Source organism: Streptomyces sp. NBC_00554, from assembly GCF_041431135.1.
Taxonomy (GTDB): domain Bacteria; phylum Actinomycetota; class Actinomycetes; order Streptomycetales; family Streptomycetaceae; genus Streptomyces.
The window spans coordinates 6440538-6464488 of sequence record NZ_CP107799.1; the positions used below are offsets into that span (position 1 = coordinate 6440538).

Consider the following 23951-nt stretch of genomic DNA (forward strand, 5'->3'; position numbering starts at 1 on the left):
ATGCTCGAACCATGCGACCCACCCACACCGTCCTCGCCGTCCTCGTCGCCGCCGTCTGGGGCGTGAACTTCACGGTCATCGAGATCGGCCTCGACCACTTCCCGCCCCTTCTCTTCTCGGCCCTCCGCTTCCTGGTGGCCGCCCTGCCCGCGGTCTTCTTCGTGGGCCGCCCGAAGGTGGCGTGGAAGTGGATCGTGGCGGTGGGCCTCGTACTGGGCGTCGCGAAGTTCGGCCTGCTCTTCATCGGCATGGACGCGGGCATGCCGGCCGGCCTGTCCTCCCTCGTACTCCAGATCCAGGCCGTGTTCACCGCGCTGATCGCCATCACGTTCCTCGGCGAACGCCTCACCGGCGTAAGGCTGTTGGGCATGGCAGTGGCACTCTGCGGGGTGTGCCTGGCCGCCGTGGACGAGGGCGCGGCCGGCCCCCTCGGTGCCTTCGCCCTGGTCATCGCGGCCGCCGCCTGCTGGGGCCTGTCCAACGTCCTCACCCGCAAGGCGTCCCCGCCGGACGCGCTGAACTTCATGGTGTGGGTCAGCACCGTCCCCGTACTGCCCCTGCTCGGCCTCTCCCTCCTCACCGAGGGCCCGTCCCGCGACCTCGCCGCGCTGCGCGCCCTGGACTGGCAGGGCGCGGGCGTCGTGGTCTACGTCGCCTGGATCACCACGGTCTTCGGCTTCGGCGCCTGGGGCTGGCTGCTGCACCGCCACCCCGCGTCCACGGTGGCCCCCTTCTCCCTCCTGGTCCCGGTCTTCGGGATGTCGTCCGCGGCGGTCTTCCTCGGCGAGTCGATCAGCCCGCTGCGGTGGGGAGCGGCCGCACTGCTGGTGGGAGGGGTGGGGCTGACCTCCCTGGCGACGGGGAAGAGCCGGAGCGCGAGGGTCCACTTGGCGGACGTTCCAGCGCCGGGGCAGGTCAAGGAGCCAGCATGACCCCATGGCCGCAGTCGACATCCCCGGTTCCAAGTCCATCACCGCACGCGCCCTCTTCCTCGCCGCGGCGGCCGACGGTGTCACCACACTGACCCGCCCGCTCCGCTCGGACGACACCGAGGGTTTCGCCGAGGGCCTGCTGCGGCTCGGCTACCGCGTCGGCCGGACCCCGGACGCCTGGCACGTCGACGGCCGCCCGCAGGGCCCCGCGGCCACGGAGGCGGACGTGTACTGCCGGGACGGCGCGACCACCGCCCGCTTCCTCCCCACCCTGGCCGCCGCGGGCCACGGCACCTACCGCTTCGACGCCTCCGCACAGATGCGCCGCCGCCCACTGGCCCCGCTGACGAACGCGCTCCGCGACCTCGGCGTCGACCTCCGGCACGAGGAGGCGGAGGGCCACCACCCGCTGCGGATCGCGGCGGCGGGGGTCGAGGGCGGTGACGTGGTCCTCGACGCGGGCCAGTCCTCGCAGTACCTGACGGCCCTGCTCCTGCTAGGCCCGCTGACCCGCAAGGGCCTGCGCATCACGGTCACGGACCTGGTCTCGGCGCCGTACGTCGAGATCACGCTCGCGATGATGCGGGCGTTCGGGGCGGATGTACGACGTGACGGCGACGTCTTCGTCGTCGAGCCCGGCGGCTACCGCGCCACCACCTACGCCATCGAACCCGACGCCTCCACCGCGAGTTACTTCTTCGCGGCGGCCGCGCTGACCGGCCGCGAGGTCACGGTGAAGGGCCTCGGCGAGGGCGCGCTCCAGGGCGACCTGGGGTTCGTGGACGTACTGCGGCGGATGGGCGCGCGCGTGGAAGTGGGTTCCGACCGTACGACGGTCACGGGCACCGGCGAGCTGCGCGGCCTCACGGTCAACATGCGCGACATCTCCGACACCATGCCGACCCTCGCCGCCCTCGCCCCCTTCGCCTCGGGCCCGGTCCGCATCGAGGACGTCGCCAACACACGGGTCAAGGAGTGCGATCGCCTGGAGGCCTGCGCGGAGAACCTCCGACGCCTGGGGATCCGGGTGGAGACGGGCCCGGACTGGATCGAGATCCACCCGGGCACTCCCGTCGCGGCAACCCCGGTCACGACATACGGCGACCACCGCATCGTCATGTCCTTCGCGGTGACCGGACTCCGCGTGCCCGGCATCTCCTTCGACGACCCCGGCTGCGTACGGAAGACGTTCCCGGGGTTCCACGAGGCGTTCGCGGAGTGGGCGACGGCGACGAGCTGAACGGGTCCGGCGATGGCCCCCCCCAAAGGGGCGCGGGGAACTGCGCGACCAGCCACAACGAACCCGCAGGCGACGCACCGGAATCCAGCGGAGCGCTCAGTGCGGGATGTTGTCGATGAGTTCCCGCGCCCCCTGGCGCAGCAGGGCAACGGCGACGGACGTGCCCAGCGTCGCGGGGTCGAGGCGGCCCGCCCACTCGTGGGCGTTGAGCACGGTCTTGCCGTCCGGGGTGAACACGCAGGCCCGCAGGGACAGTTCGCCGCCGCGCTCGGACTTCGCGTAGCCGGCGATCGGTGAGTTGCAGTGGCCCTGGAGGACATGCAGGAACATGCGCTCGGCGGTGGCCTCACGGTGCGTGGCCGGATCGCCGAGATCGCTGACGGTCTCGATCACGGCCGTGTCGCCCTCGCGGCACTGCAGGGCGAGGATGCCCGCGCCGATCGGCGGCATCATCGTCTCGGGCGACAGGATCTCGGTGATCACGTCCGCACGACCGATGCGTTCGAGGCCGGACACCGCGAGCAGCAGGGCGTCCGCCTCACCGGCCGCCAGCTTCGCCAGGCGCCGGTTGGCGTTCCCCCGGAACGGCACACAGTCCAGGTGCGGATGGGAGGCGGCGAGCTGCGCGACGCGGCGCACGGAGGAGGTGCCGATCCGGGTGCCCGGCGGCAGCTCGTCGAGGGTGAGCCCGCCGGGGTGGATCAGGGCGTCGCGGATGTCGTCCCGCGCGAGGAAGGCGGCGAACATCGTCCCGGCAGGCAGCGGCCGGTCCGCGGGGATGTCCTTGACGCAGTGCACCGCGAGATCCGCCTCGCCCGCCAGCAGCGCGGCGTCCACCTCCTTGGTGAACGCCCCCTTGCCCTCGACCTGGGCCAGATCGCCCATCCACTTGTCACCGGTCGTCTTCACGGGGACGACCTCGGTGCGGATGCCGGGGTGGAGCACGGCCAGTTCGGCTCGGACCCGCTCCACCTGGGCCAGCGCCATCGGCGAGTCGCGGGAGACGATACGGATGAGTTCCGGGACGGTCATGGCGTCCACGGTAACCGCCTGACACCCGCACCGGGATCCACGTACGCTCGTTCGCCATGATCCTCTGGCTGAACGGCACCTTCGGCGCGGGCAAGACCACCACCGCCAAGGAACTCACCGCCCGCATACCGGAGTCCAGGCTCTTCGACCCCGAACAGGTGGGCTACATGCTCTGGCACGTCCTCGGGCAGCCGCGAGAATTCCAGGACTTCCCACCGTGGCGCGGGCTGGTGGTCGAGACGGCGCGCCAGGTCCTGGACCACGTGGGCGGCACGCTCGTCGTCCCGCAGACGGTCCTCAACGAGGAGTACTGGCACGAGATCCGCACGGGCCTCGCGAAGGCGGACATCCCGGTACGCCACTACCTCCTCCACACGGACGACGACACCCTCGTCCACCGCATCGAGACCGACACCGACCCCGACAGCATCGGCGCCCGGCAATGGCGCCTCGACCACCTCGCCGACTACCGACGCGCCCTGCCCTGGCTCCGCGAGCAGGCGGAAACCGTCGACACGACCGGCATCCCGCCCTCCCGGGTCGCGGAACTCGTCATCGCCGGTCTGGGCGACGAGTGAGCTGACGCCGCTGAGCCCGGGTGCCTGGTATTTCGTTCGACGGGTGCAGGTGTGTGGGGGGAGACTCTCCCGGACTTCACAGGCTTGCGCGAAGGAGTGTCGGGCGTTGGGTTTCATGCTGGAGGGGCCGGTTCTCGAAGGTGCGCTCGTGCGACTGGAGCCGCTGGACCGACGTCATGCGGCCGACCTCGCGGTGGCGGCGGAGGAGGACCGTGGCACGTACGCGTTCACGTGGGTGCCGAGGGCCGACGAGGTGGACGCGTACATCGACGCGCAGCTCGGTCGGGCCGCGACCGGGAAGCTCGCGCCGTACGCGCAGATCGACCGGGCCTCCGGGCGGGCCGTCGGCGCGACCTCGTTCTGGGAACCGCGGAGCTGGCGTACGGACGATCAACTCGACGCCATCGAGGTCGGGTTCACCTGGCTCTCGTCCCGTGCGCAGGGGACGGGGCTGAACACCGAGGCCAAGTTCCTCCTCTTCCGGCACGCCTTCGAGGAGTGGGGCGTGGCACGCGTCGACCTGAAGACGGACGCGCGCAACAGCCGTTCCCGCGCGGCGATCGAGCGCACGGGCGCGCGCTTCGAGGGCGTGCTGCGGAACTGGTCCCGCTCGTGGGCGCCGGGCGAGGACGGCCGCCTCCGCGACTCCGCGATCTATTCGGTCACGGCGGCGGAGTGGCCGGAGTGCCGGGTGCGGCTGGAGGACCGGCTGGCGGGGATCCCGGGGGTGCGCGGCCGACTGCTCAGCTGACCAACTCAGCTGCTGCAGCGCGCAGTTGTTCCTGCACCGCGGTCAGTACGGGGTCGCTCTCCGAGCCCGTTCGTACGGCCATGAAGACGTTGCGGGACGGTGGTGTTCCGTCGGTGGTCAGCAGGGTGAGGCGGCGGTGGGCGTACAGGGGTCGCACCATGCGGGGGACGAGGGCGACTCCCTGGCCAGCCTCGACCAGGGCGGCGAGTGCGGCCCAGTCGTTGACGGCGTGGCGGATGTCGGGCGTGAAACCGGCCGCCGCGCAGACCGTGCGGGCGACCGCGCCGCAGCAGCTGTCGGCGTCGCCGACGATCCAGGGGTCCCTGGCCAGGTCGCGGAGGGCGACCCGGTCGCGGCCGGCGAGGCGGTGGCCGGCCGGTACGGCGAGGTCCAGGACGTCGGTCAGCAGGTCGGTGCGGGCGTAGCGGCGGTCGGTGTGCGGGGGTGTGGCCGGGAAGTCCACGGCGACGGCGACGTCGACCTGGCCCGCGTCCAGGGCGGTGAACAGGTCGGGCGGCTGGGCCTCGACGACGTCGATACGGACCTGGGGCAGGCGCTCGGCCAGGCGGCTCAGCGCGCCGGGCAGGAGGCCGAGGATGCCGCTGGAGAGCGCGCCGATGGTCACCGACGCGCGCCCGCCGCCCTCTCCGTACGCCGCCAAGTCGGCGCGCGCACGCTCCAGTTGGGCGGCGATGAGATCGGCGTGCGCGAGCAGTACCCGGGCCTGACCGGTCAGCCGTACGCCTCTGCCGTCCCGCTCGGTCAGCGGGACGCCCGCCTCACGGGCGAGCGCGGCGATCTGCTGGGAGACCGCCGAGGGCGTGAGGTGCAGGGCCTCCGCGGCCCGGGCGAGGCTGCCGCGGCGCTGGAGTTCGCGCAGGACGGTGAGGCGGCGGAGGTCGACAGTGAAGGGCTCGCTTACCTGTTCCACTCCGAAAGATTAACTGGACCGTGGTGCCGGTGATCGGAAACCATCACCCCATGACCTCCCGCAGCTTCCTCATCCTCCACGGCTGGCAGAACCACCGGCCGCACGACCACTGGCAGCACTGGCTGTCCGACCGGCTGACCGAGCTCGGGCACCACGTCGTGTACCCGCAGCTGCCCGACCCCGACGACCCGGATCTGGACGTGTGGCTGGCGGAGCTGACCCGTCACCTCGAAGGGCTTCCGGGTGGCGGGGAGCGCGTGGTGATCGCCCACAGTGCGTCCGTTCTGCTGTGGCTGCACGCGGTCGCCCGCGGTGTCACTGGCCTCGACGTCGATCGGGTGCTGCTCGTGGGGCCGCCGTCCGGGCCCGTACTCCTGGGGTTCCCTGAGGTCGTGGCGTTCGCCCCGCCCGCGTTTCCGCTCGCCCTGCCCGGGGCCACGCGGCTGGTGGCGGGCGACGACGATCCGTACTGCCCGGAGGGTGCGCTCGCCGTCTATGGGGATCCGTTGGGCATTCCCACCGAGATCATCCCGGGGGTGGGGCATCTTGACCTGGTCGCCGGGTATGGGTCCTGGCCTGCCGTACTGGACTGGTGTCTCGACGGCTCGACGAAGTTCACGGCTCGGCCGGCGTAGGGCCGGGCCGGGGGCTCAGCTGACGGCGACGTTCTTCTCAGGAGGCTCGTTGGGCTTGTTGGGCGCGCCGGGTTCGTTGGGCTCGTGTGGCGCGCCGGGTTCGTCGGACCCGGTGGACTCGGAGCCCCGTAGCTCCGGCGTGGTCGCGGCCACCGCGGCGACCGCGAGCACACACAGCACGCCGCCGCTGACCAGTGCGGTCACGCCGGACGTCCACCCGGCGACCAGGCCGGCACGCAGGTTGCCGAGGTTGGGTCCGGCCTGGCCGACGATCTGCTCGGCGGCCGTCACCCGGCCGAGGAGCGCGTCCGGCGTATGGGTCTGCACGATCGTGCTGCGTGAGATGACGGAGGTCGTGTCGGCGGCGCCGGCCAGGACCAGCAGGCCAAGGCCCGCCCACGGGTTGGTCACCAGGCCGAACAGGGCCAGCGCGGTCCCCCAGGTCGCCGCGCCGCACAGCATCACCAGGCCCGGGCGGCCGAGGCGGGTGACGGATCCGGACAGCGCCGAGGCGGTGATGCCGCCGACCGCGACGGCGGACAGGAACAGGCCGAGGGTGCGCGGGTTGTCGCCGAAACGCTCGGCGTTGACCAGCGGGAACAGGCTCATCGGCATCGCCAGCACGGTGGCGGCCAGGTCGGTGATCAGCGCGCCGCGCACCGCCCGGTGCCCGGCAAGGAAACGCAGCCCGTCCGCCACCCCGCGCAGCCCGGCCCGGGCGGGCTCGCCCTCGGGCGGCAGCTTGGGCAGGCCGAAAGCGCCGTAGAAGGCCATCCCGAAGCTCAGCGCGTCGAGCAGATAGCAGCCGCCGACGCCCAGCCAGCCCACCAGCAGTCCGCCGAGCGCCGGGCCGACCAGCATCGTCCCCTGGAAGGAGACCTGGTTGAGCGCCAGCCCGGCCCCCACCTGGTCCTTTGCCAGCAGGCGCGGGACGAACGAGCCCGCCGCGGCGCCGCCGACCGCGCCGAAGGCGGACTGCACGGCGACCAGCGCGAGCACGCCGGCCACCGGCACATTGCCTAGGAAACCCTGCACCGCGAGCAGCAGCGAGACGGCCGCCTGGCCGACGGTGCCCACCAGATAGATCTGCCGCCGGTCCCGCCGGTCGGCCAGCGAACCGGCGAACAGCCCGAACGCCACCATCGGCAGCGCCTGCGCCAGCCCGACCGCACCGGTCCACACCGTGCTGTGCGTCATCTGCCAGACCTGGTACATGACGGCGACCATGGTCATCATGGCGCCCAACATGGACACCGTCCGCCCGATCAGCAGCCTTCGGAAGGCGGGGGACGTACGCAGCGGCCCGACATCGAGCAGCGTGCGGGACAGCAGGTTCATGAGAGGGGGAGGGCGGGGGTGAGGGCGGCAGGGCGCGCGGGTGGATTCACCGGGCGGAGGCTAACCTCTCGTCCCGGGGTGCGGCCAATCAATTACTTGGCCGCGGTCGCCCGCCGCCCGCCGCTCGGCTGGGGTTACGCCGACTCGTTGAGCAGCCGTGCGAGGTGTTCGCGGCCCGGGCCCAGCAGCCCCGCGAGCGGCGCGGCCTCCTCGTACCAGCGCTTCTCGTACTCCCAGCACAGCCAGCCGTCCCAGCCCGCGCGGGAGAGCAGCTCCACGCACTCGGTGAGCGGGAGCATCCCCGCCCCGAGCGGCAGCGGGGTCGTGTCCTCGGCGGACGCGATGTCCTTGACCTGGACGTACCCGAGGTACGGGAACAGTGCCGCGTACGTCGACGACGGCTGCTCGCCGCCGAGCCAGGTGTGCATGACGTCCCACAGCGAACCCACCTGCCGGTGGCCGACCGGGCCGAGGACACGGATCGCGTCCGCGCCCGTGCGGTGCGAGTCGTGCGTCTCCAGCAGGATCCGTACGCCCGCCTCGGTGGCGTACTCCGCCGCCGTGCCCAGGCGCCGGGCCGCCGTCGCGTCCGCCTCCTCGGGGCTCTGGTCGGTCCCCGCGCCCGGGAAGACGCGGATGAAAGGTGCGCCCAAGTCCCTTGCCAGGTCCAGGAGTTCACGGATCTCCGCGAGTACGGCGGTGTCGTCGCCCGGCGCCGCCACCCGTGCGTATCCCGCCAGGCCCAGGATCTCGATCCCGCCCGCCTTGAACTCCGCGGCCACGTCGGCCCGTTCGGCCGGGCCGATACCGGGGTGCACCGGCTCCTCGGGGTGGGCGCGCAGTTCTACGCCGTGGTAGCCGTGGGCGGTGGCGAGGCGTACGACGTCGGCGACGGGGAGGCCGGGGACGCCGAGAGTGGAGAAGGCCAGCTTCATGAAGTGGACACTACCCGTCACTCACCGTTGCCGTGCAGGTCCAGGCGCCAGTCCTGGCCGACCAGATCCGCGCCGAAGGAGCGGTGGGGTTTCTCGGAGACCAGGACGAAACCGTGGCGCTGGTAGAGGCGGCGGGCGGCGGCCAGGACGTCGTTCGTCCACAGGACGAGTTCGTGGTAGCCGACGCCGCGGGCGAAGTCGGCCACGGCTGTGACGAGTTGGTCGCCGATGCCCAGCCCGCGTGCCTCCGGTTCCACGAGGAGCAGGCGGAGGCGGGCGGCGCCGGGCGCGTCGTCCCGTACGCACATCACGCAGCCGACGGGACGGCCGTCGAGCTCCGCGATCCACACTCGCTCCAGGTGCGGGTCGTGGTCCTCGGCGAAGTCGGCGACGATCCTCGCCACCAGGCCCTCGTAGTCCGCGTTCCACCCGTACTCCGCCGTGTACAGCGCGGCGTTGCGCTGCACCATCCAGCCGAGGTCACCCGGGCCGGGCTCGCGCAGGACGACGTCCTCGCGGCGGGGGGCCTGCCCCTTGCCGTCGCCCAGGATCGTGCGCACCGTGCGCATCGCCTCCGCGAGCCGTGGTCGGTCGGCCGAAGGCACGGTGGCGAGCAGCGAGCCGACGGTTTCCCGCGCGCGCTCGTCCAGCAGGGCGGCGGCCTCCCGGCCTCGGGTGGTGAGCGTGACTCGACGGCGCCGTGGGTCCTTCTCGGACGGGGCGCGCTCGATCAGGCCGTCCTGCTCGAACTTGTTCAGGATGCGGCTCAAGTAACCGGCGTCCAGGGAGAGTTCGGCTCGGAGGTCGGCGGCGTCCGTGTGCGAGGCGTGCGCGAGTTCGCACAGGACTCGGGACTCGGTGAGGGTGTAGGGGGCGTAGAGGTGGCGGCCGTAGTCGAGTGCGCCGATGACGTTCGTGTAGAAGCGGTTGAAGGAGCGGATGTCCTGGACGGTCATGATCGGCCCCGGGTGGTCGGGTCTGGATAGTTGACTCAGTCAGAGGTTCCTGAGTCGAGCGTAAGCCGCGTTCGGCCCGTCGTCCACGGGTTTGCGCCCTTCGGCCGCGGGTGCGCTGGAAGGGGCGGCGGCCGCACGTCCAGCGCTTGCCGCCGGGGGGTGGGTCGGGGCCGCGCCGGTACATCCGCCCGCATCCGGACGGATCGACTGTGGGGATGGAAGGTGCTGTCTGCTTTGGATCCGTCCGGATGCGGGCATTTGATGTACCGACACGGCCCCTCGCGTGCTTCGGCGGCCGCGGGTGCGTGGGGGCTTGCGCTGCTTCTGCTGCTCAGCGGAGGTGTTGGGCGAAGAAGGCCATCGTCGTGTCCATGGAGGCCGGCCACTGGGGGCCGAAGGCGTGGGCCTCGCCCTCGTACTCCTTGAGTTGTACGTCCTTGCCCGCCGCCTTGAATGCTGCCGTGGTCTGGCGTGACCAGGTGATGGGGCAGGTGTCGTCGGCTGTGCCGTGGAGGATGAGGAGTGGCTCGGTCAGGCGATCTGCGTAGGTGATGGGGGAGACCTCCCGCCAGAACTTCGGGTTCTGCTCGGGTGTGCCGTGTGCCGCTTCGATCTCGTTGACGATCGGGTCGCCTTCGCTGCGCTGGAAACGGTCGACGTTCTCGGCGGGGCGCGAACTCACCGGTGCGAACACCACGGCGGCGTCGACCAGGCCGGGTTCCACCACCAGCGTGTTGTACGTGACGCCGCCGCCCATCGACCGGCCCAGCAGGCCGATCCGGTCGCCGTCGATCTCCGGGCGGGTGGACGAGCGCAGCGCCAGTACGGCGCCGATGACGTCCTCGGTGTATCCGAGGCGGAGGTTGACGTCGTTGTCCGGGTCGTCGTCGGAGGTGGCGTGGTTGCGGTAGTCGGTGTGCAGGACGACGTAGCCGTTGCGGGCGAGGAGATCCTGTTCCCGGGCCAGACCGCGGCCGGTCGTGTAGACGTCCGGGTCTATGTATCCGTGCGCCAGCACGAGGGCTGGGAAGGGCCCCTTGCCCGTGGGGATGTTCATGATCCCCGAGATCGTCAGCCCGTTGGCCTCGTACGTCACCCCGTATCGGGTGTAGGCGGTGGTTCGGGCGAGTACGGAGCGGAGTCGGAGGTTCGAGCCTGTGTGCTCGCGCTGGATCAGGCCTGGGATCGACACAGGGTCGGCGGCAGGGGAGGGGGAGAGGGAGGGAGTGGGCGTCCTGGTGGCGGCACTGGTCGACGCCGGCACCTCGGTGGGCACTGGGTCGGCGCCATCACCCCCGGTGCACCCGACCACCGCCACGAGCACCACCCCGGCGACAACCATGCCCAAGCCCCGAAGCAACCGCATGGGACCAGTATCCCTTCCGCCAACCGCCCCCGCTGTGGGCATGCGTGCCGCTAGGGGCGGCACGGGTGGGCACAGCGGCACCCTGCAAGCGCCGGCAAGCGCACCCACCCCCACCTCAGCCCCAACGCCGGGCACCCCGAACCCAAGGCACGCTCAATCCCAAGGCACGCTCAAACCCCGCGCCCCCGAAACCGACGCCCACCTACAACCGCGGCCCTCCGGTGGACCCCCGCACCATCAACTCCCCCCGCACCGTGGCGATCCCGCCCGGCGGCGGCTCCTCCCGCCCCATGGCGATCCGCCCGGCCCGCGCCCCCGCCTCGGACAGCGGCAACCGCACCGTCGTCAACGCCGGCACCGCGTCAATACTGAACGGCAGATCATCGAACCCGGCGACGGACACGTCGTCGGGAATCCGCCGCCCCGAGTCCCGCAGCGCGGCACACGCACCCAGCGCCACGGTGTCGTTCGCCGCGACGACAGCGGTCAACGACGGGTCGCGCCGGAGGAGTTCGAGCGTCGCCTCGTACCCGGACCGGCGGTCGTACCGCCCGTGCACGGTGCGCAGCGGAACGTCCTCGATGCCGTGCGCGGCGAGCGCGGACCGGTGACCCTCCAGACGGTGCCGGGTCGTCGTCCGCTCCTCCGGCCCTGCGATGTAGCCGAGCCGCCGGTGGCCGAGGCCGATCAGGTGCTCGGTGAGCTGCGAGCCGCCCCCGCGGTTGTCGAAGGTGAGGGCGATCGCCTCGGGAGCCTCGGGCGAGGGCGGCCGTCCGCAGAGGACGACCTTGGTGCCGGCCTCCGCCAGCCTGCGCAGCTTCGCGGCGACGGCCGTGGCGTGCGCGCTGTCCTCGATCGCGCCGCCGGTGAGGACGACCGCGGCGGCACGTTGGCGCTGGAGGAGGGTGAGGTAGGTGAGCTCGCGTTCCGGGGAGCCGCCCGTGTTGCAGACGACGCCGAGCCGTTCTCCGCCCGCGCGGCCCCCCGGGCCCCCGATCTCCGACTGGATCGCGGCCGCCATGATCCCGAAGAAGGGGTCGGCGATGTCGTTCACGAGGATTCCGACGAGGTCGGACGTCGCCGCGGCCAGCGAACTCGCGGGCCCGTTCAGTACGTAGTCCAGCTCGTTCACCGCGCGCAGCACCCGCTCGCGCGTGGACGCCGCGACGGGATAGTTCCCGTTCAGCACCCGGGACACGGTCGCGGGCGAGACCTGCGCACGCGCCGCCACGTCCGCCAGGGTCACGGTCATCTCGTCGTCCTCCGGTCGCGCAACTCGTTGTCGTCTACGTCGTGCTGTTCGTCAGGGGAGCGCGGGCACACAATGCCCGGGATCCGGGTGTTCGTACGGCCCCCATATCCGGGTACATCCGATCCTGACCATGCCCTCCGCGTCCACCCGTCCGACCGATCGAACATCTCGTCCCCCGTGTGGTCTTGTCCAATGGGCTCGACAGAGGCTAGCTTCTCCGTAGATAGAAAGCGCTTGCTGGCACGCTCACCAGTTCCTCAGAGGGCGTACGAGGCGCGGAAACCGCGTACGAAGGGAATGACGTGACACGCAAGACGGTGCGTATCGCCATGAACGGCGTGACGGGGCGCATGGGCTACCGCCAGCACCTCGTCCGCTCGATCCTCGCCCTGCGTGACCAGGGCGGCCTCGACCTGGGCGACGGCACCGTGCTGTGGCCCGAACCCGTCCTCGTCGGCCGCCGCGAGCACGTGCTCAAGGCGCTCGCCGAGCAGCACGGCCTCGAGGAGTGGTCCACCGACCTCGACGCCGTTCTGGCCGACCCGACCATCGACCTCTACTTCGATGCGCAGGTCACCTCCGCCCGCGAGGAGTCGCTCAAGGCGGCCATCGCGGCGGGCAAGCACATCTACACGGAGAAGCCGACGGCCACGGGGCTCGAAGGTGCGCTGGAACTGGCCCGGCTGGCCGCCGCCAAGGGCATCAAGCACGGCGTGGTCCAGGACAAGCTCTTCCTCCCCGGCCTGCTCAAGCTCAAGCGCCTCATCGACGGCGGCTTCTTCGGCCGGATCCTGTCCATCCGCGGGGAGTTCGGCTACTGGGTCTTCGAGGGTGACTGGCAGTCTGCCCAGCGGCCCTCCTGGAACTACCGCGCCGAGGACGGCGGCGGCATCGTCGTCGACATGTTCCCGCACTGGGAGTACGTGCTCCATGAGCTCTTCGGGCGGGTCACCTCCGTCCAGGCCATCGCCGCGACCCACATCCCGCAGCGCTGGGACGAGCAGGGCAAGCCGTACGACGCCACGGCCGACGACTCCGCGTACGGCATCTTCGAGCTGGAGAGTGGTGCGATCGCCCAGATCAACTCGTCGTGGGCCGTGCGCGTCAATCGTGATGAGCTGGTGGAGTTCCAGGTGGACGGGACGGAGGGGTCGGCTGTGGCCGGGTTGCGCAACTGTCGTGTGCAGCACCGCAGTTCGACGCCCAAGCCGGTCTGGAATCCCGACATCCCGGCCACCTACTCCTTCCGGGATCAGTGGCAGGAAGTCCCCGACAACGCCGAGTTCGACAACGGCTTCAAGGCCCAGTGGGAGCTGTTCCTCCGGCACGTCTACGCCGACGCGCCCTACCACTGGGACCTCCTCGCCGGCGCCCGCGGCGTCCAGCTCGCCGAACTCGGCCTGAAGTCCTCGGCCGAGGGTCGCCGCTTCGACGTACCGGAGATCTCGCTGTGAGAACCATTCAACTGCCGGGAGTTGGAGGGGGGTTGCGCGCGTACACCCCGCGCTCCGAGCCCCTCGCCCTCACCACCGGCTCGCCCTTCACCTCTCGTACGGTCTTCTCGGCGGCGCACGTGGTTGCCGATCCGTACGCGGATGTGTCCCCCGACTCGCCCGCCGCTGTCGACTGGGACTCGACTCTCGCCTTTCGCCGTCACCTGTGGTCCCACGGGCTGGGCGTGGCTGAGGCGATGGACACGGCTCAGCGCGGCATGGGCCTCGACTGGGGCGGCGCGGCGGAGTTGATCCGGCGGTCGGCCGCCGAGGCCAAGGCGGTCGGTGGGCGGATCGCGTGCGGTGTCGGCACGGACCAGCTCGGCGGGGGTTCCCTCGAGGAGATCCGGAAGGCCTACGAGGAGCAGTTGGCCCTCGTCGAGGAATCGGGTGCCCAGGCGATCCTGATGGCCTCGCGCGCGCTGGCGGCGGCCGCCTCCGGTCCCGAGGACTACCTGGAGGTGTACGGCCATCTGCTCCGGCAGTCGTCCGACCCCGTGATCCTGCACTGGCTCGGACCGATGTTCGACCCGGCCCTTGAGGGCTACTGGGGGTCCAGCGACCTGGACGCCGCCACGGAGGTGTTCCTTCAGGTCATCGCGGCCCACCCGGACAAGGTGGACGGCATCAAGGTGTCGTTGCTGGATGCCGGGCGCGAGATCGACATCCGCCGCCGCCTCCCGCAGGGCGTGCGCTGTTACACCGGAGACGACTTCAACTACCCCGAACTGATCGCGGGTGACGAGCAGGGCTTCAGTCACGCCCTGCTCGGCATCTTCGATCCGCTGGGGCCGTTGGCGGCGGAGGCGGTCCGGGTTCTGGACACGGGTGATGTGAAGGGGTTCCGCGAACTCCTCGATCCCACGGTGGAGTTGTCCCGGCATCTCTTCCAGACACCTACGCGCTTCTACAAGACGGGTGTGGTGTTCCTGGCCTGGCTGGCCGGCCATCAGGAGCACTTTGCGATGGTCGGTGGTCTGCAGTCGGCGCGCTCGCTTCCGCACTTCGCCCGTGCCTATGAACTGGCCGACGGGCTGGGTCTGTTCCCGAACCCGGAGCTGGCCGAGACGAGGATGAGGACGATGCTGTCCCTGTACGGAGTGGCTCAGTGAACCTGTCGCGTTTCTCCATCAACCAGATGACGGTGAAGCAGCTGTCTATGCCCGAACTGGTCGATGCTTGTGTGGAGTTGGGTGTCCCCGGAGTCGGTCTCTGGCGTGAACCCGTCCAGTCGTACGGGCTCGACGCGACCGCCAAGCTGGTGCGTGACGCGGGCCTGGCGGTGACGACCCTGTGCCGGGGCGGCTTCCTCACGGCGATCGAACCGGCCGAGCGGGCCGCCGCGCTGGCCGACAACCGCTCGGCGATCGACGAGGCGGCCACGCTCGGCACGGACACGCTGGTCCTGGTCTCCGGTGGACTGCCGGCGGGCAGTAAGGATCTGCATGGCGCGCGGGAGCGCATCGCCGACGCGCTGGGGGAGTTGGGCCCCTACGCTGCGGAACGGGGCGTACGCCTGGCCATCGAGCCGCTGCACCCCATGTTCGCCTCGGACCGGTGCGTGGTGTCGACCCTGGCCCAGGCGCTGGATCTGGCGGAGCGCTTCCCGGCGGACCAGGTCGGCGTGACGGTGGACACGTACCACATCTGGTGGGACGACACGGCGCCTGCTCAGATCGCCCGCGCGGGTGCCTCCGGGCGCATCCACACCTTCCAACTCGCCGACTGGACAACCCCGTTGCCCGAGGGCGTGCTCAACGGGCGCGGCCAGATCGGCGACGGTTCGGTCGACATGCGGGAGTGGCGTTCGTACGTCGAGGCGGCCGGCTACACCGGTCCCATCGAGGTCGAGCTGTTCAACGAAGGGTTGTGGGCGCGGGACGGGCGCGAGGTGTTGGCGGAGACGGCGGCGCGGTTCGTGGAGCATGCCGAGTAGGGCACACCGAGTAGAGCACGTGGAGTAGCGGTCCGGGTCGCGGTAAGCCTCGGAAGCGCCCTGGTGCTCCATCCCTCCCCGGTTGGGATGGAGCACCGAGGTCAGGGCACCGTGCCTGACCAGGATGCCCGGTGACCCCTGTGGCTGTCGTTGCCAGTGGGTCCACAGATAGTTGACGTTGCGTCTACTCCCGTACGGCCAGCGCCTGGAGCCGGTACTCCCTGGGCGAGAGCCCGTACGCGGTGCGGAAGACGCGGGTGAATCCGGAGTTGCGGGGGAGGCCCCAGCGGGTGGCGATGGCGTGGATCGGGGTGGCGTGCAGCGCGGGGTCCGCCAAATCGTGGCGGGCGCCCTCCAGGCGCTGGCTGCGGATCCAGGCCGCGACCGTCTCGCCCCGCACCTCTTCCTGGAAGAGGCGGTGCAGATAGCTGAGCGAGATGTGGTGCACGGCCGCGATCACGGGCGGTGTCAGCTCAGGGTCGTGCAGGTTCTGGCGGATGAACGCGCGTATGCGTTCGGTCAGGGCCCGGTGACGGGTCTCCGGCGGCAGAGCGGCCTCCACCTCCAGCATCTGGGCGAACCAGGCCGCCAGCAGGTCGAGCACGACCGTGCCCAGGCGCGGCGCGTCCGACGGCTGGAGGGAGTTGGACTCCCTTTCCAGGCCGGTGAGGAACCCCGTCAGCAGGGCGCCCACTCCCTCCTGAGCCGACAGCCGCCTGCCCAGCAACTCCCGTACCCGGTCCGGTGACACGGGCAGCAGTGCCTTGGGGACCTCCACGCCCACCCCGGTGACCGTGCGGCGGCCCAGGCCGTCCGGCGGCCGCACGTCGTAGGGCCGCGAGGTGTCGGAGACCCACAGGTCGCGCGGGCCGTACATGTCGCTCCGCCCGGCGTGGTCGAACCCCAACTCGCCGCCGAGCACCAGCGACAAGTGGTACTGCTCGGGGTCGGACTGCCGGATCATCCGCGCGGTCCGCCGGAACCGCGCCGGCAGCAGCGACGTCGGCCACACGATCACCGGCCCCAGCTCCAGCAACCGCTGCTCCGCCCAGAAGTCGGCGGCGTACTCACTGCTGATCTCGCTCGGCGCGATCGTCCGGTCGATCAGTTCCCGCCAGTACTCGAACCTGTGCTCCGCAGGCACGTCCTCGCTCCGGAACACCGTCCCGATCATCCCGCCCCGTTCCCCCCTGAGTCCCCGTCAGGCGCTCCCGTCGGCGCGGAGGGAACGCGGAGGGAACTTTATCCTCGCTCGGTGAACGTCGGCCCGGTGCGCGGGGGAAGGCCCCGCATCCGGAAGGCCCGGCGCCCTTCCCGCGCGCCGGGCCTTCCGGATCGGAACCGCTCGGGTCACTTCCTGTAGCCGGTGACCTTGCCGATCCAGGTCATGAAGGCGGGCGCGTCCTGGTTCGCGCCGTGCGCGCCGTCCCAGTACATGTACGTGTCGACGTTGTCGCCGAGGTTCTCCAGGCTCGCGGCGAGGTTGCCGACGACGGTCAGCGAGGTGTCGCTGTCCTTGGTGCCGACGCGGATGAACCAGTTCCGGGCCCGGTGCGGGTTCTTGCGCTCGATGAAGGGCATCGGATTGAGCAGTTCGATCTTCTCGGGCAGGTCCGCGTCGAGGCGGGCGGCCGCGTCGCCGGTGGCCTTGCGCAGGCTCCACTCCGTGAAGTGGCGTGCCTTGGTGGTGTCCACGCCGAACAGGTTGTTCTCGCCGGAGGACAGGTCGAAGAGGTCGAACGACGGGACGTTCTTCTTCCGGGCGCCCACGTGGGTGAGGAAGTCGCTCCAGGCGAAGGACGCCTTGCCGCCGGACCAGGTGATCCCGGGGTGGGCGGCCAGGTAGGCGGTGCGATCCGCGTCGGACAGAGCTGCCAGGTACTTGGTGGCCGAGGGCTCCAGGTACGTCCTGACCAGGTACTCGTCGTAGTTGCGGGCGGTGATGCGGCCGAAGCCGCCCTTGCCCTTGAGCTTCAACGACGCCTGGTACTCGGCGAAGTTGCTCCGCAGTTCCTTGGACAGGGCCTGGTCGACCTGCGCGCCACTGGAGAGCGGGTTGGTGCCCCAGTTCCACTCGTACGCCATGTCGGCGTGTTCGAGGTCCGTGATCGGGCAGTACGGGGCGGCGGCGAAGACGGCGTCGCTCGCGTCGGCCGCGCCCAGCTCGCTCAGGTAGGAGTCGTAGAGGCGGCTGTCGCCGGTGGCGCCGAGCAGCGAGGTGAGGGCGCCGCCCGCGCTGACGCCGGTGGCGACGATGCGGTCGGTGTTGCCCGGGACGCGGCCCTTGTTGTGGCGGAGGTAGCGGACCGCGGCCTTGAGGTCCACGATCGCCGCCGGGGCCACGCCGTAGTAGACGCCCGTGGAGTCGACCAGGGACCGGCCGCGGGCGCCCGGTTCCGCCACGACGTAGCCGGACGCCAGCGCCAGGCCCGGGTTGGTGCCGCGACCGATGCCGGTGTTGTTGGCCGTGGAGGACGGCATGTAGCCGCCGACCGCGTTGTTGAAGAGGATCGGCGCGTGCGAGGCGTCGACCGCAACGCCGTCGATCTCCACCGGGACGTTGACGTTGAGGGTCTGGTACGTCACGTCGACCGGGGCGGCGACATACGGGATCGCCTTGTAGAAGCGGTAGGTGACCGCCTTGACGCCGTCGGCAGTGGTGACGGACGTGGTGAGGGTGGTGTAGGTCGCGGGGTCGAACACCAAGGGGTCCGATGCCGAGAGGTCCGCGGCCGAGGTTGCCTTGCCCTGCACCTTGGCGGCGGGCGAGGCCCACGCCCCGCCGGCCGAGCCGACAACCGCCGGTATGGCGGCCGTCGCGGCCAGAACCTTCACCATGTGTCTCCGCTGCATCGCGTCTTCTCTCTCCACTGGGGGGCGGCCCGGAAGGCGAGGAACCGCTTCCGGCGCATGTGAAGGTATGCGCCCGCCCAGAGATCGTCAACAATTTCGTCAACTTTTCGGCCGCGCGTGGACGTCGCCCCCGGAGGGTCCCCGGTCGGGCGTGATCGCGCTCGCCCAATGCCCCACCCCGGAGTTACGGGGGTGGGGGATTGCCGCTATTTCTTCGCGCCCCGCTTCGCCAGTACCGTCAGGATCACCGGGATCAGCAATTCGACGACCCGGGTGACGGTCGCCGCGGGGAGGCCGGTCTTCTTGGCGACGGCGTTCGCGACCGGCTTGCTCGCCTTGGCCAGCACACCGGCCAGGAGGCCGCCGGCGGTGAATCCGCCGAGCGTCGACACGCCCTGAAGCGGCGCCTCCTCCTCCGGAACGGGCGCCTCGCGCACCTCGCCGGAGAGCGCCGACACCGTCGTTCCGACCATCTCGCGGGCCTCGGTGCCGTCCGTTCCCAGCAGGCCCGCGATCTCCTGGAGCCTGTCCTCGCCGAGCTCGTCGAGGACCTCGGCCTCCAGGGACGTACCGGAATCTTCGCTCATGACGAAAACGCTACGTCTGCCCCGTTTCGCCCGCACGCCAAAAAAATCTCAGAAGTCCGTACAACCCTCCCCGCACATGGCGGGTCGTACTTGGCATCAGGACTTCTGGAGGGGGATCTGGGGGGATCGCGGGGGTTCTGATGCGGAGGGGAACCCGAGGGGGCCCGGTCGACGGACCGGGCTCCCTCGAAGCTTTTCCCGCCAACGGTCTGGCGCACCGAAGGCACGGCTAAAAGAAGACCCCACACCGCAGCAGCACATTCGCATACGGCCGGGCCTCCCCGGTCCTGACGATCAGACGCGCGCCCGCCGACAGCGACTTCAGCTCCTCGTGCGAGACCGTCCACAGGCCCGGGAAGCGCTTCTCCAGCAACGCCGACGCGTCCGGGTTCGCCTCCTGGACCTCACGCGCGGCCGTGGCGCCCTCCACCACCAGCTCGTCGAGCAGCCCGTCGAGCACCTCGGCGAACGACGGCACCCCGGCCCGGAACGCCAGGTCCACGACGCGCGGCCCCGCCGGTATCGGCATCCCCACGTCGCACACCAGGACCCCGTCCCCGTGGCCCAACTCGGCGAGCGCGCCCGCGAGATGGCGGTTCAGAATTCCGGCCTTCTTCACAGCGCGGCCACTTCCTCGGCGGTCGGGAAGGACTCCTGGGCGCCGTGCCGGGTTACCGCGACGGCCCCGACCCGGGCGGCGTACGCGGCGGCCTCGGCCAGTGACTCGCCACGCCCCAGCCGCCAGGCCAGCGCCGCGGTGAACGAGTCGCCCGCCCCGGTCGTGTCCACGGCCTCGACCCGCACGGACGGCACCCGGACCCGGGCCCCGGCCCGCTGGGCCACCAGCGCGCCCTGCTCGCCCAGCGTGATGACCACCGAGCTCGGGCCCATGGCCAGCAGATCCCGCGCCCAGTCCTCCGGCTCGGGACCGGCCCCGGAGCCGATCAGCACACGCGCCTCGTGCTCGTTCACGATCAGCGGGTCGCAGGCCGCCAGTACCTCGCGGGGCAGCGGCCTGGGTGGCGAGGGGTTGAGTACGAAGCGGCTGTCCTCGGCGAGATTCCGTACGACCTCCACGACCGTCTCCAACGGGATCTCCAGCTGCGCCGAGACCACCCGGGAAGCCTGGAACAGGCTCCCGGCCGCGCGGACGTCCTCCGGCATCAGCCGCCCGTTCGCGCCGGGCGAGACCACGATGCTGTTGTCCCCGGACGGATCCACCGTGATCAGCGCGACCCCGGTGGGCGCGCCGCCGACCAGGACGCCCACGGTGTCGACACCGGCCGCCCGCTGCGAGTCGAGCAGCAGCCGCCCGTACGCGTCGTCGCCCACGCGCGCCAGCAGGACCGTACGGGCCCCGAGCCGGGCGGCGGCGACCGCCTGGTTCGCGCCCTTGCCGCCCGGGTGGACGGTCAGGTCGGAGCCGAGGACCGTCTCCCCGGCCGCGGGCCGCCGCTCGACGCCGATCACCAGATCCGCGTTGGCCGATCCGACGACCAGCAGGTCGTAGTCGTACATGAACTGTCTCCCAAGGAAAGTCAGTTGAGCGGCCGGACAGACGTGCTGTCTGTCCGGCCGCTCACGGGTCACCCGCTGATGCTGTCCACGCTCACCGGTGTCATCCGCTGAACTCGGCCACGTTCTGAGCCGTGACCACCTTCACCGGCACCATCACCGTCTTCTCGACCGTCTTCCCCTCGACGGCCTTCAGCGCGTTCTCCACCGCGATCCGCCCGAGTTCCGTCGGCTGCTGGGCCACGGAGGCGTACATCGTGCCGTCCTTGACGGCCTTCAGTCCGTCGGGGGTGCCGTCGAAGCCGATGACCGAGACCGACTTGCCGGCCTTGGAGCCGAGCGCCTTGACCGCGCCGAGCGCCATCTCGTCGTTCTCGGCGAAGACGCCCTGGATGTCGGGGTGGGCCTGGAGCATGTTGGTCATGACGTCGAGGCCCTTGGTGCGGTCGAAGTCCGCGGGCTGCTTGGCGACGACCTTGATGCCGGGGTAGTCCTTCAGACCCTCGGTGAAACCGGCCCCGCGCTCACGGCTGGCGGACGTGCCCGCCTGGCCCTGGAGGATGGCGATCGTGCCCTTGCCGCCCAGCTTCTCGGCCATGGTCTTCGCGGCGAGCTTGCCGCCGGCGATGTTGTCGGAGGCGACGAGCGCGGCCGTGTCGGCGTTGTTCACGCCCCGGTCGACGCCGACGACGGGGATGTCGGCCTTGTTCGCGGAGCGCACCGAGGGGCCCGCCGCGTCCGAGTCCACCGGGTTGACGATGATCGCCCCGAGGCCCTCGCTGGTGAAGTTCTGCAACTGGTTGGCCTGCTGGGACGCGTCGTTCTGGGCGTCCGTCACCGTCAGGTCCACACCGAGCTTCTTCGCCTCCTCCTGCGCACCCGCCTTGATCTGTACGAAGAAGGGGTTGTTCAGCGTCGACAGCGACAGGCCCACCTTCGGCGTCGTCGAGGACGAGCCGGTGTGCAGGAAGGACATGGCGCCCACGACAGCGGCGGCGACCACGGCCGCGATGACGTACGTCGCCGCCTGCTTGCCCCTGCCGCCGCCCGAGGCACCCGCGCCCACCGGGGTCGCCCCCGCCTTGCGCCGCACCGTGTCGAGGAGCACCGCGAGGGCGATCACGACACCGATGACGACCTGCTGCCAGAAGGCCGACACGGAAAGGAGGTTGAGCCCGTTGCGCAGCACCGCAAGGATCAGCGCGCCGATCAGCGTGCCGGACGCCTTGCCGGTACCGCCCGCGAGGGAGGCGCCGCCGATGACGACCGCGGCGATCGCGTCGAGCTCGTAACCCTGCGCGGCCTGCGGCTGGGCGGAGGAGAGCCGGGAGGCGAGCACGATGCCCGCGGCGGCCGCGAAGAGACCGGACAGCGCGTAGATCGCGAGCTTCTGCTTCTTCACCCGGAGGCCGGAGAGGCGCGCCGCCTCCTCGTTGCCGCCGATCGCGTACATGGAGCGGCCGATGTACGTACGACCCAGGATCACGGCGGTGATGAGCCCCATCACGACCATCACCAGGACCGGCACCGGCAGCCAGCCGCCGAGCGTGTCACCGAGGTGGGACACCGAGTCGGGGAAGGCGATCGGGCTGCCCTGCGAGATGACCAGGCTGAGCCCCCGGCCCACGGAGAGCATGGCGAGCGTCGCGATGAACGGCGGCAGTTTCCCGTACGAGATCAGCACGCCGTTGACCAGGCCGCACGCTATGCCGGTGGCGATCGCGAGGATCACCGCGATCCAGACCGGCACGCCCTCCGAAGTCGCCGTCCACGCAAGGACGGTGGCGGACAGCGCGGCGACGGAACCGACCGACAGGTCGATGCCCGCCGAGACGATCACGAAGGTGACGCCGAAGGCGAGGATGGCGGTCACGGCCGCCTGGACGCCGATGTTGAGCAGGTTGTCCGTCGTCAGGAAGTCGCCGGACAGCGCCGACATCGCGACGACGAGGACGATGAGCGCGGTGAGCGCGCCGTTGTCGAGCAGGAGCCGGCGGACCGCCGAGGCGCCACTCGCGCCCGATGTGCTCTTGAGCGTGTCAGTGGCCACGGGGGGCCTCCTTCTCTGTGTTCGTGCTGACGGCGAGGGCCATCACCGAGTCCTGCGTCGCCTCGTCGGCGGAGAGTTCGCCCGCGATCCGGCCCTGCGCCATCACCAGCACCCGGTCGCTCATGCCGAGCACCTCGGGCAGATCGCTGGAGATCATCAGGACGGCGGCGCCGGCGGCGGTCAGTTCGTTGACGAGCTGGTAGATCTCGACCTTGGCGCCCACGTCGATACCGCGGGTCGGCTCGTCGAGGATCAGCACCTTGGTGTCGGCGAGCAGCCACTTGCCGATGACGACCTTCTGCTGGTTGCCGCCGGACAGGGTGCGCACATGCTGGCCGAGTCCCGCCATCCGCACGCCCAGCTGCTCGGCGACCTTGGCGGCGGCGACCCGCTGCCCCTTGAGGTCGACAAGACCGCCGTGGGTGGCCGCCCGCATGGTCACGAGCCCGAGGTTCTCCTCCACGGAGGCGTCGAGGACGAGCCCCTGGCCCTTGCGGTCCTCGGGAACGAGCCCGATGCCCGCGCTCATCGCCGCGGGGACGTCGTGGCGCGGCAGCCGGGCCCCAGCGACCTCGACCGACCCCTTGTCGTACGGATCGGCCCCGAAGACGGCCCGGACGACCTCCGTACGTCCGGCCCCCACGAGCCCCGCGACACCGACGACCTCACCGGCCCGCACCTCGAAGGACACGTCGTGGAACGCACCGTCCCTGGTGAGGCCCCGGACGGTCAGCAACGCGGCCCCGGCGTCCGCGCGTTCACGCGGATACTGCTGCTCGATGGAACGGCCCACCATCAGGCGTACGAGTTCGTCCTCGGGCGTGGACGCGGGCACCTGGCCGACGCTCCTGCCGTCCCGGATGACCGTGACGCGGTCTCCCAGGGCGGCGATCTCCTCCAGGTGGTGCGTGATGAAGACGATGCCGACACCGTCCTCGCGCAGCTGGCGCACGATGCCGAAGAGTTTTTCGACCTCTTCGGAGGTGAGCACCGCGGTCGGCTCGTCCATGATCAGCACGCGGGCGTTGAGGCTGAGGGCCTTCGCGATCTCGACCATCTGGAGACGTGCGATACCGAGTTCACGCACCCGCGCGCGGGGGGACACGTTCACCCCGACCCGCTCAAGGAGGGTGGCGGCGGCCGTCTCCATCGCCTTCCGGTCGATCATCCCGAAGCGGCGCGGCTGCCGCCCCAGGAAGATGTTCTCGGCGACCGTCAGATCCGGGACGAGGTTGAACTCCTGGTAGATGGTGGCGATCCCGAGGCGCTCGGAGTCCTGCGCCCCCTGGATACGGACCTCCTCGCCGTCCACGAGGACGCGCCCGGCGTCGGGGTGGTAGGCGCCGGAGAGCATCTTGATGAGGGTGCTCTTGCCCGCGCCGTTCTCGCCGAGCAGCACGTGCACCTCGCCCCGGCGCAGATCGAAGTCCACGCTGTCGAGCGCGACGACGCCGGGGAAGGTCTTGCGTATGCCCTCGATACGCAGCAGTTCACCTGAATGGGTAGTAGGCACCTTGCCTGAATCGGCACGAGGCGATTCGCCTGTATCCGTACCGGGCAACTCGTCAGGG

22 protein-coding genes are annotated in these 23951 nt (G+C 70.9%); 8 read left to right on the top strand and 14 right to left on the bottom strand.

Annotation, left to right across the window (positions count from 1 at the left end; all coding sequences use genetic code 11):
• The first annotated feature begins 11 nt into the window (after positions 1-11).
• Both OG266_RS28405 and aroA read left to right on the top strand, forming a co-directional pair.
• Positions 12-932, top strand: coding sequence for an EamA family transporter (locus OG266_RS28405; protein ID WP_371548995.1), 921 nt, complete (start codon positions 12-14; stop codon positions 930-932).
• A 4-nt stretch (positions 933-936) separates the two neighbouring features.
• Positions 937-2172 (top strand): 3-phosphoshikimate 1-carboxyvinyltransferase, encoded by a 1236-nt coding sequence (gene aroA, locus OG266_RS28410; RefSeq protein WP_371548996.1) that lies wholly within the window; start codon positions 937-939, stop codon positions 2170-2172.
• 96 nt (positions 2173-2268) lie between these two features.
• Here the strand turns inward: aroA and hemC are convergent, their stop codons facing one another.
• Positions 2269-3204, bottom strand: coding sequence for a hydroxymethylbilane synthase (hemC, locus tag OG266_RS28415; protein ID WP_371548997.1), 936 nt, complete (start codon positions 3202-3204; stop codon positions 2269-2271).
• A 56-nt stretch (positions 3205-3260) separates the two neighbouring features.
• Here hemC and OG266_RS28420 point away from each other — a divergent pair, with 56 nt between their 5' ends.
• Positions 3261-3782 carry an AAA family ATPase gene (locus OG266_RS28420; RefSeq protein WP_371548998.1) on the top strand — a complete coding sequence of 174 codons (522 nt, stop codon included), beginning with the start codon at positions 3261-3263 and terminating at the stop codon, positions 3780-3782.
• A gap of 106 nt (positions 3783-3888) precedes the next feature.
• Positions 3889-4533 (top strand): GNAT family N-acetyltransferase, encoded by a 645-nt coding sequence (locus OG266_RS28425; RefSeq protein WP_371548999.1) that lies wholly within the window; start codon positions 3889-3891, stop codon positions 4531-4533.
• Here the strand turns inward: OG266_RS28425 and OG266_RS28430 are convergent.
• Positions 4526-5464, bottom strand: a complete 939-nt coding sequence (locus OG266_RS28430) for a LysR family transcriptional regulator (RefSeq protein ID WP_371549000.1) — start codon at positions 5462-5464, stop codon at positions 4526-4528. The genes OG266_RS28425 and OG266_RS28430 overlap by 8 nt on opposite strands.
• A 50-nt stretch (positions 5465-5514) precedes the next feature.
• Between OG266_RS28430 and OG266_RS28435 the strand changes: the two genes are divergently transcribed.
• Complete coding sequence (locus tag OG266_RS28435) at positions 5515-6099, top strand: RBBP9/YdeN family alpha/beta hydrolase (RefSeq protein WP_371549001.1); 585 nt, start codon at positions 5515-5517, stop codon at positions 6097-6099.
• A gap of 15 nt (positions 6100-6114) precedes the next feature.
• On the opposite strand, the gene OG266_RS28440 is transcribed toward OG266_RS28435, so the two are convergent.
• The 5 genes from OG266_RS28440 to OG266_RS28460 form a co-directional block, all read right to left on the bottom strand.
• A complete protein-coding gene (locus OG266_RS28440) occupies positions 6115-7437 on the bottom strand; it encodes an MFS transporter (RefSeq protein WP_371549002.1) in 1323 nt (440 codons plus the stop codon).
• A 134-nt stretch (positions 7438-7571) separates the two neighbouring features.
• On the bottom strand, positions 7572-8372 hold the full coding sequence (locus OG266_RS28445) for a sugar phosphate isomerase/epimerase family protein (protein ID WP_371549003.1): 801 nt from the start codon (positions 8370-8372) through the stop codon (positions 7572-7574).
• A 17-nt stretch (positions 8373-8389) separates the two neighbouring features.
• Positions 8390-9328: a GNAT family N-acetyltransferase gene (locus tag OG266_RS28450; RefSeq protein WP_371549005.1), complete on the bottom strand. Its 939-nt coding sequence runs from the start codon at positions 9326-9328 to the stop codon at positions 8390-8392.
• A gap of 331 nt (positions 9329-9659) precedes the next feature.
• A complete protein-coding gene (locus OG266_RS28455; protein ID WP_371549007.1) occupies positions 9660-10694 on the bottom strand; it encodes an alpha/beta hydrolase family protein in 1035 nt (344 codons plus the stop codon).
• A 202-nt stretch (positions 10695-10896) separates the two neighbouring features.
• On the bottom strand, positions 10897-11946 hold the full coding sequence (locus OG266_RS28460; protein ID WP_371549009.1) for a LacI family DNA-binding transcriptional regulator: 1050 nt from the start codon (positions 11944-11946) through the stop codon (positions 10897-10899).
• 302 nt (positions 11947-12248) lie between these two features.
• Between OG266_RS28460 and OG266_RS28465 the strand changes: the two genes are divergently transcribed.
• The 3 genes from OG266_RS28465 to OG266_RS28475 are packed head-to-tail and all read left to right on the top strand — an operon-like array spanning position 12249 to position 15375.
• The gene (locus OG266_RS28465) at positions 12249-13400 is read left to right on the top strand and encodes a Gfo/Idh/MocA family protein (protein ID WP_371549011.1); all 1152 of its coding nucleotides are present in this window, start codon (positions 12249-12251) and stop codon (positions 13398-13400) included.
• Entirely contained in the window at positions 13397-14551 is a 1155-nt protein-coding gene (locus OG266_RS28470; protein WP_371549013.1) for a dihydrodipicolinate synthase family protein, read from the top strand. The genes OG266_RS28465 and OG266_RS28470 overlap by 4 nt, the downstream gene beginning before the upstream one ends.
• 26 nt (positions 14552-14577) lie before the next feature.
• Positions 14578-15375 carry a sugar phosphate isomerase/epimerase gene (locus tag OG266_RS28475; protein WP_266464224.1) on the top strand — a complete coding sequence of 266 codons (798 nt, stop codon included), beginning with the start codon at positions 14578-14580 and terminating at the stop codon, positions 15373-15375.
• 184 nt (positions 15376-15559) lie between these two features.
• Here OG266_RS28475 and OG266_RS28480 read toward each other — a convergent pair whose 3' ends face one another.
• The 7 genes from OG266_RS28480 to OG266_RS28510 all read right to left on the bottom strand — a co-directional run bounded on the left by OG266_RS28480 (position 15560) and on the right by OG266_RS28510 (position 23893).
• The gene (locus tag OG266_RS28480; RefSeq protein ID WP_371549014.1) at positions 15560-16549 is read right to left on the bottom strand and encodes a helix-turn-helix domain-containing protein; all 990 of its coding nucleotides are present in this window, start codon (positions 16547-16549) and stop codon (positions 15560-15562) included.
• A 176-nt stretch (positions 16550-16725) separates the two neighbouring features.
• Positions 16726-18228: a subtype B tannase gene (locus OG266_RS28485; protein WP_371549016.1), complete on the bottom strand. Its 1503-nt coding sequence runs from the start codon at positions 18226-18228 to the stop codon at positions 16726-16728.
• Between the two features lie 206 nt (positions 18229-18434).
• Complete coding sequence (locus OG266_RS28490; RefSeq protein ID WP_329547492.1) at positions 18435-18815, bottom strand: DUF937 domain-containing protein; 381 nt, start codon at positions 18813-18815, stop codon at positions 18435-18437.
• A gap of 229 nt (positions 18816-19044) precedes the next feature.
• The gene (gene rbsD, locus OG266_RS28495) at positions 19045-19434 is read right to left on the bottom strand and encodes a D-ribose pyranase (protein WP_329547493.1); all 390 of its coding nucleotides are present in this window, start codon (positions 19432-19434) and stop codon (positions 19045-19047) included.
• Entirely contained in the window at positions 19431-20333 is a 903-nt protein-coding gene (locus OG266_RS28500) for a ribokinase (protein ID WP_329547494.1), read from the bottom strand. The genes rbsD and OG266_RS28500 overlap by 4 nt, the downstream gene beginning before the upstream one ends.
• 100 nt (positions 20334-20433) lie before the next feature.
• Positions 20434-22380 (bottom strand): substrate-binding domain-containing protein, encoded by a 1947-nt coding sequence (locus tag OG266_RS28505; RefSeq protein ID WP_371549019.1) that lies wholly within the window; start codon positions 22378-22380, stop codon positions 20434-20436.
• On the bottom strand, positions 22370-23893 hold the full coding sequence (locus tag OG266_RS28510; RefSeq protein ID WP_329547496.1) for a sugar ABC transporter ATP-binding protein: 1524 nt from the start codon (positions 23891-23893) through the stop codon (positions 22370-22372). The genes OG266_RS28505 and OG266_RS28510 overlap by 11 nt, the downstream gene beginning before the upstream one ends.
• Positions 23894-23951: the final 58 nt, after the last annotated feature.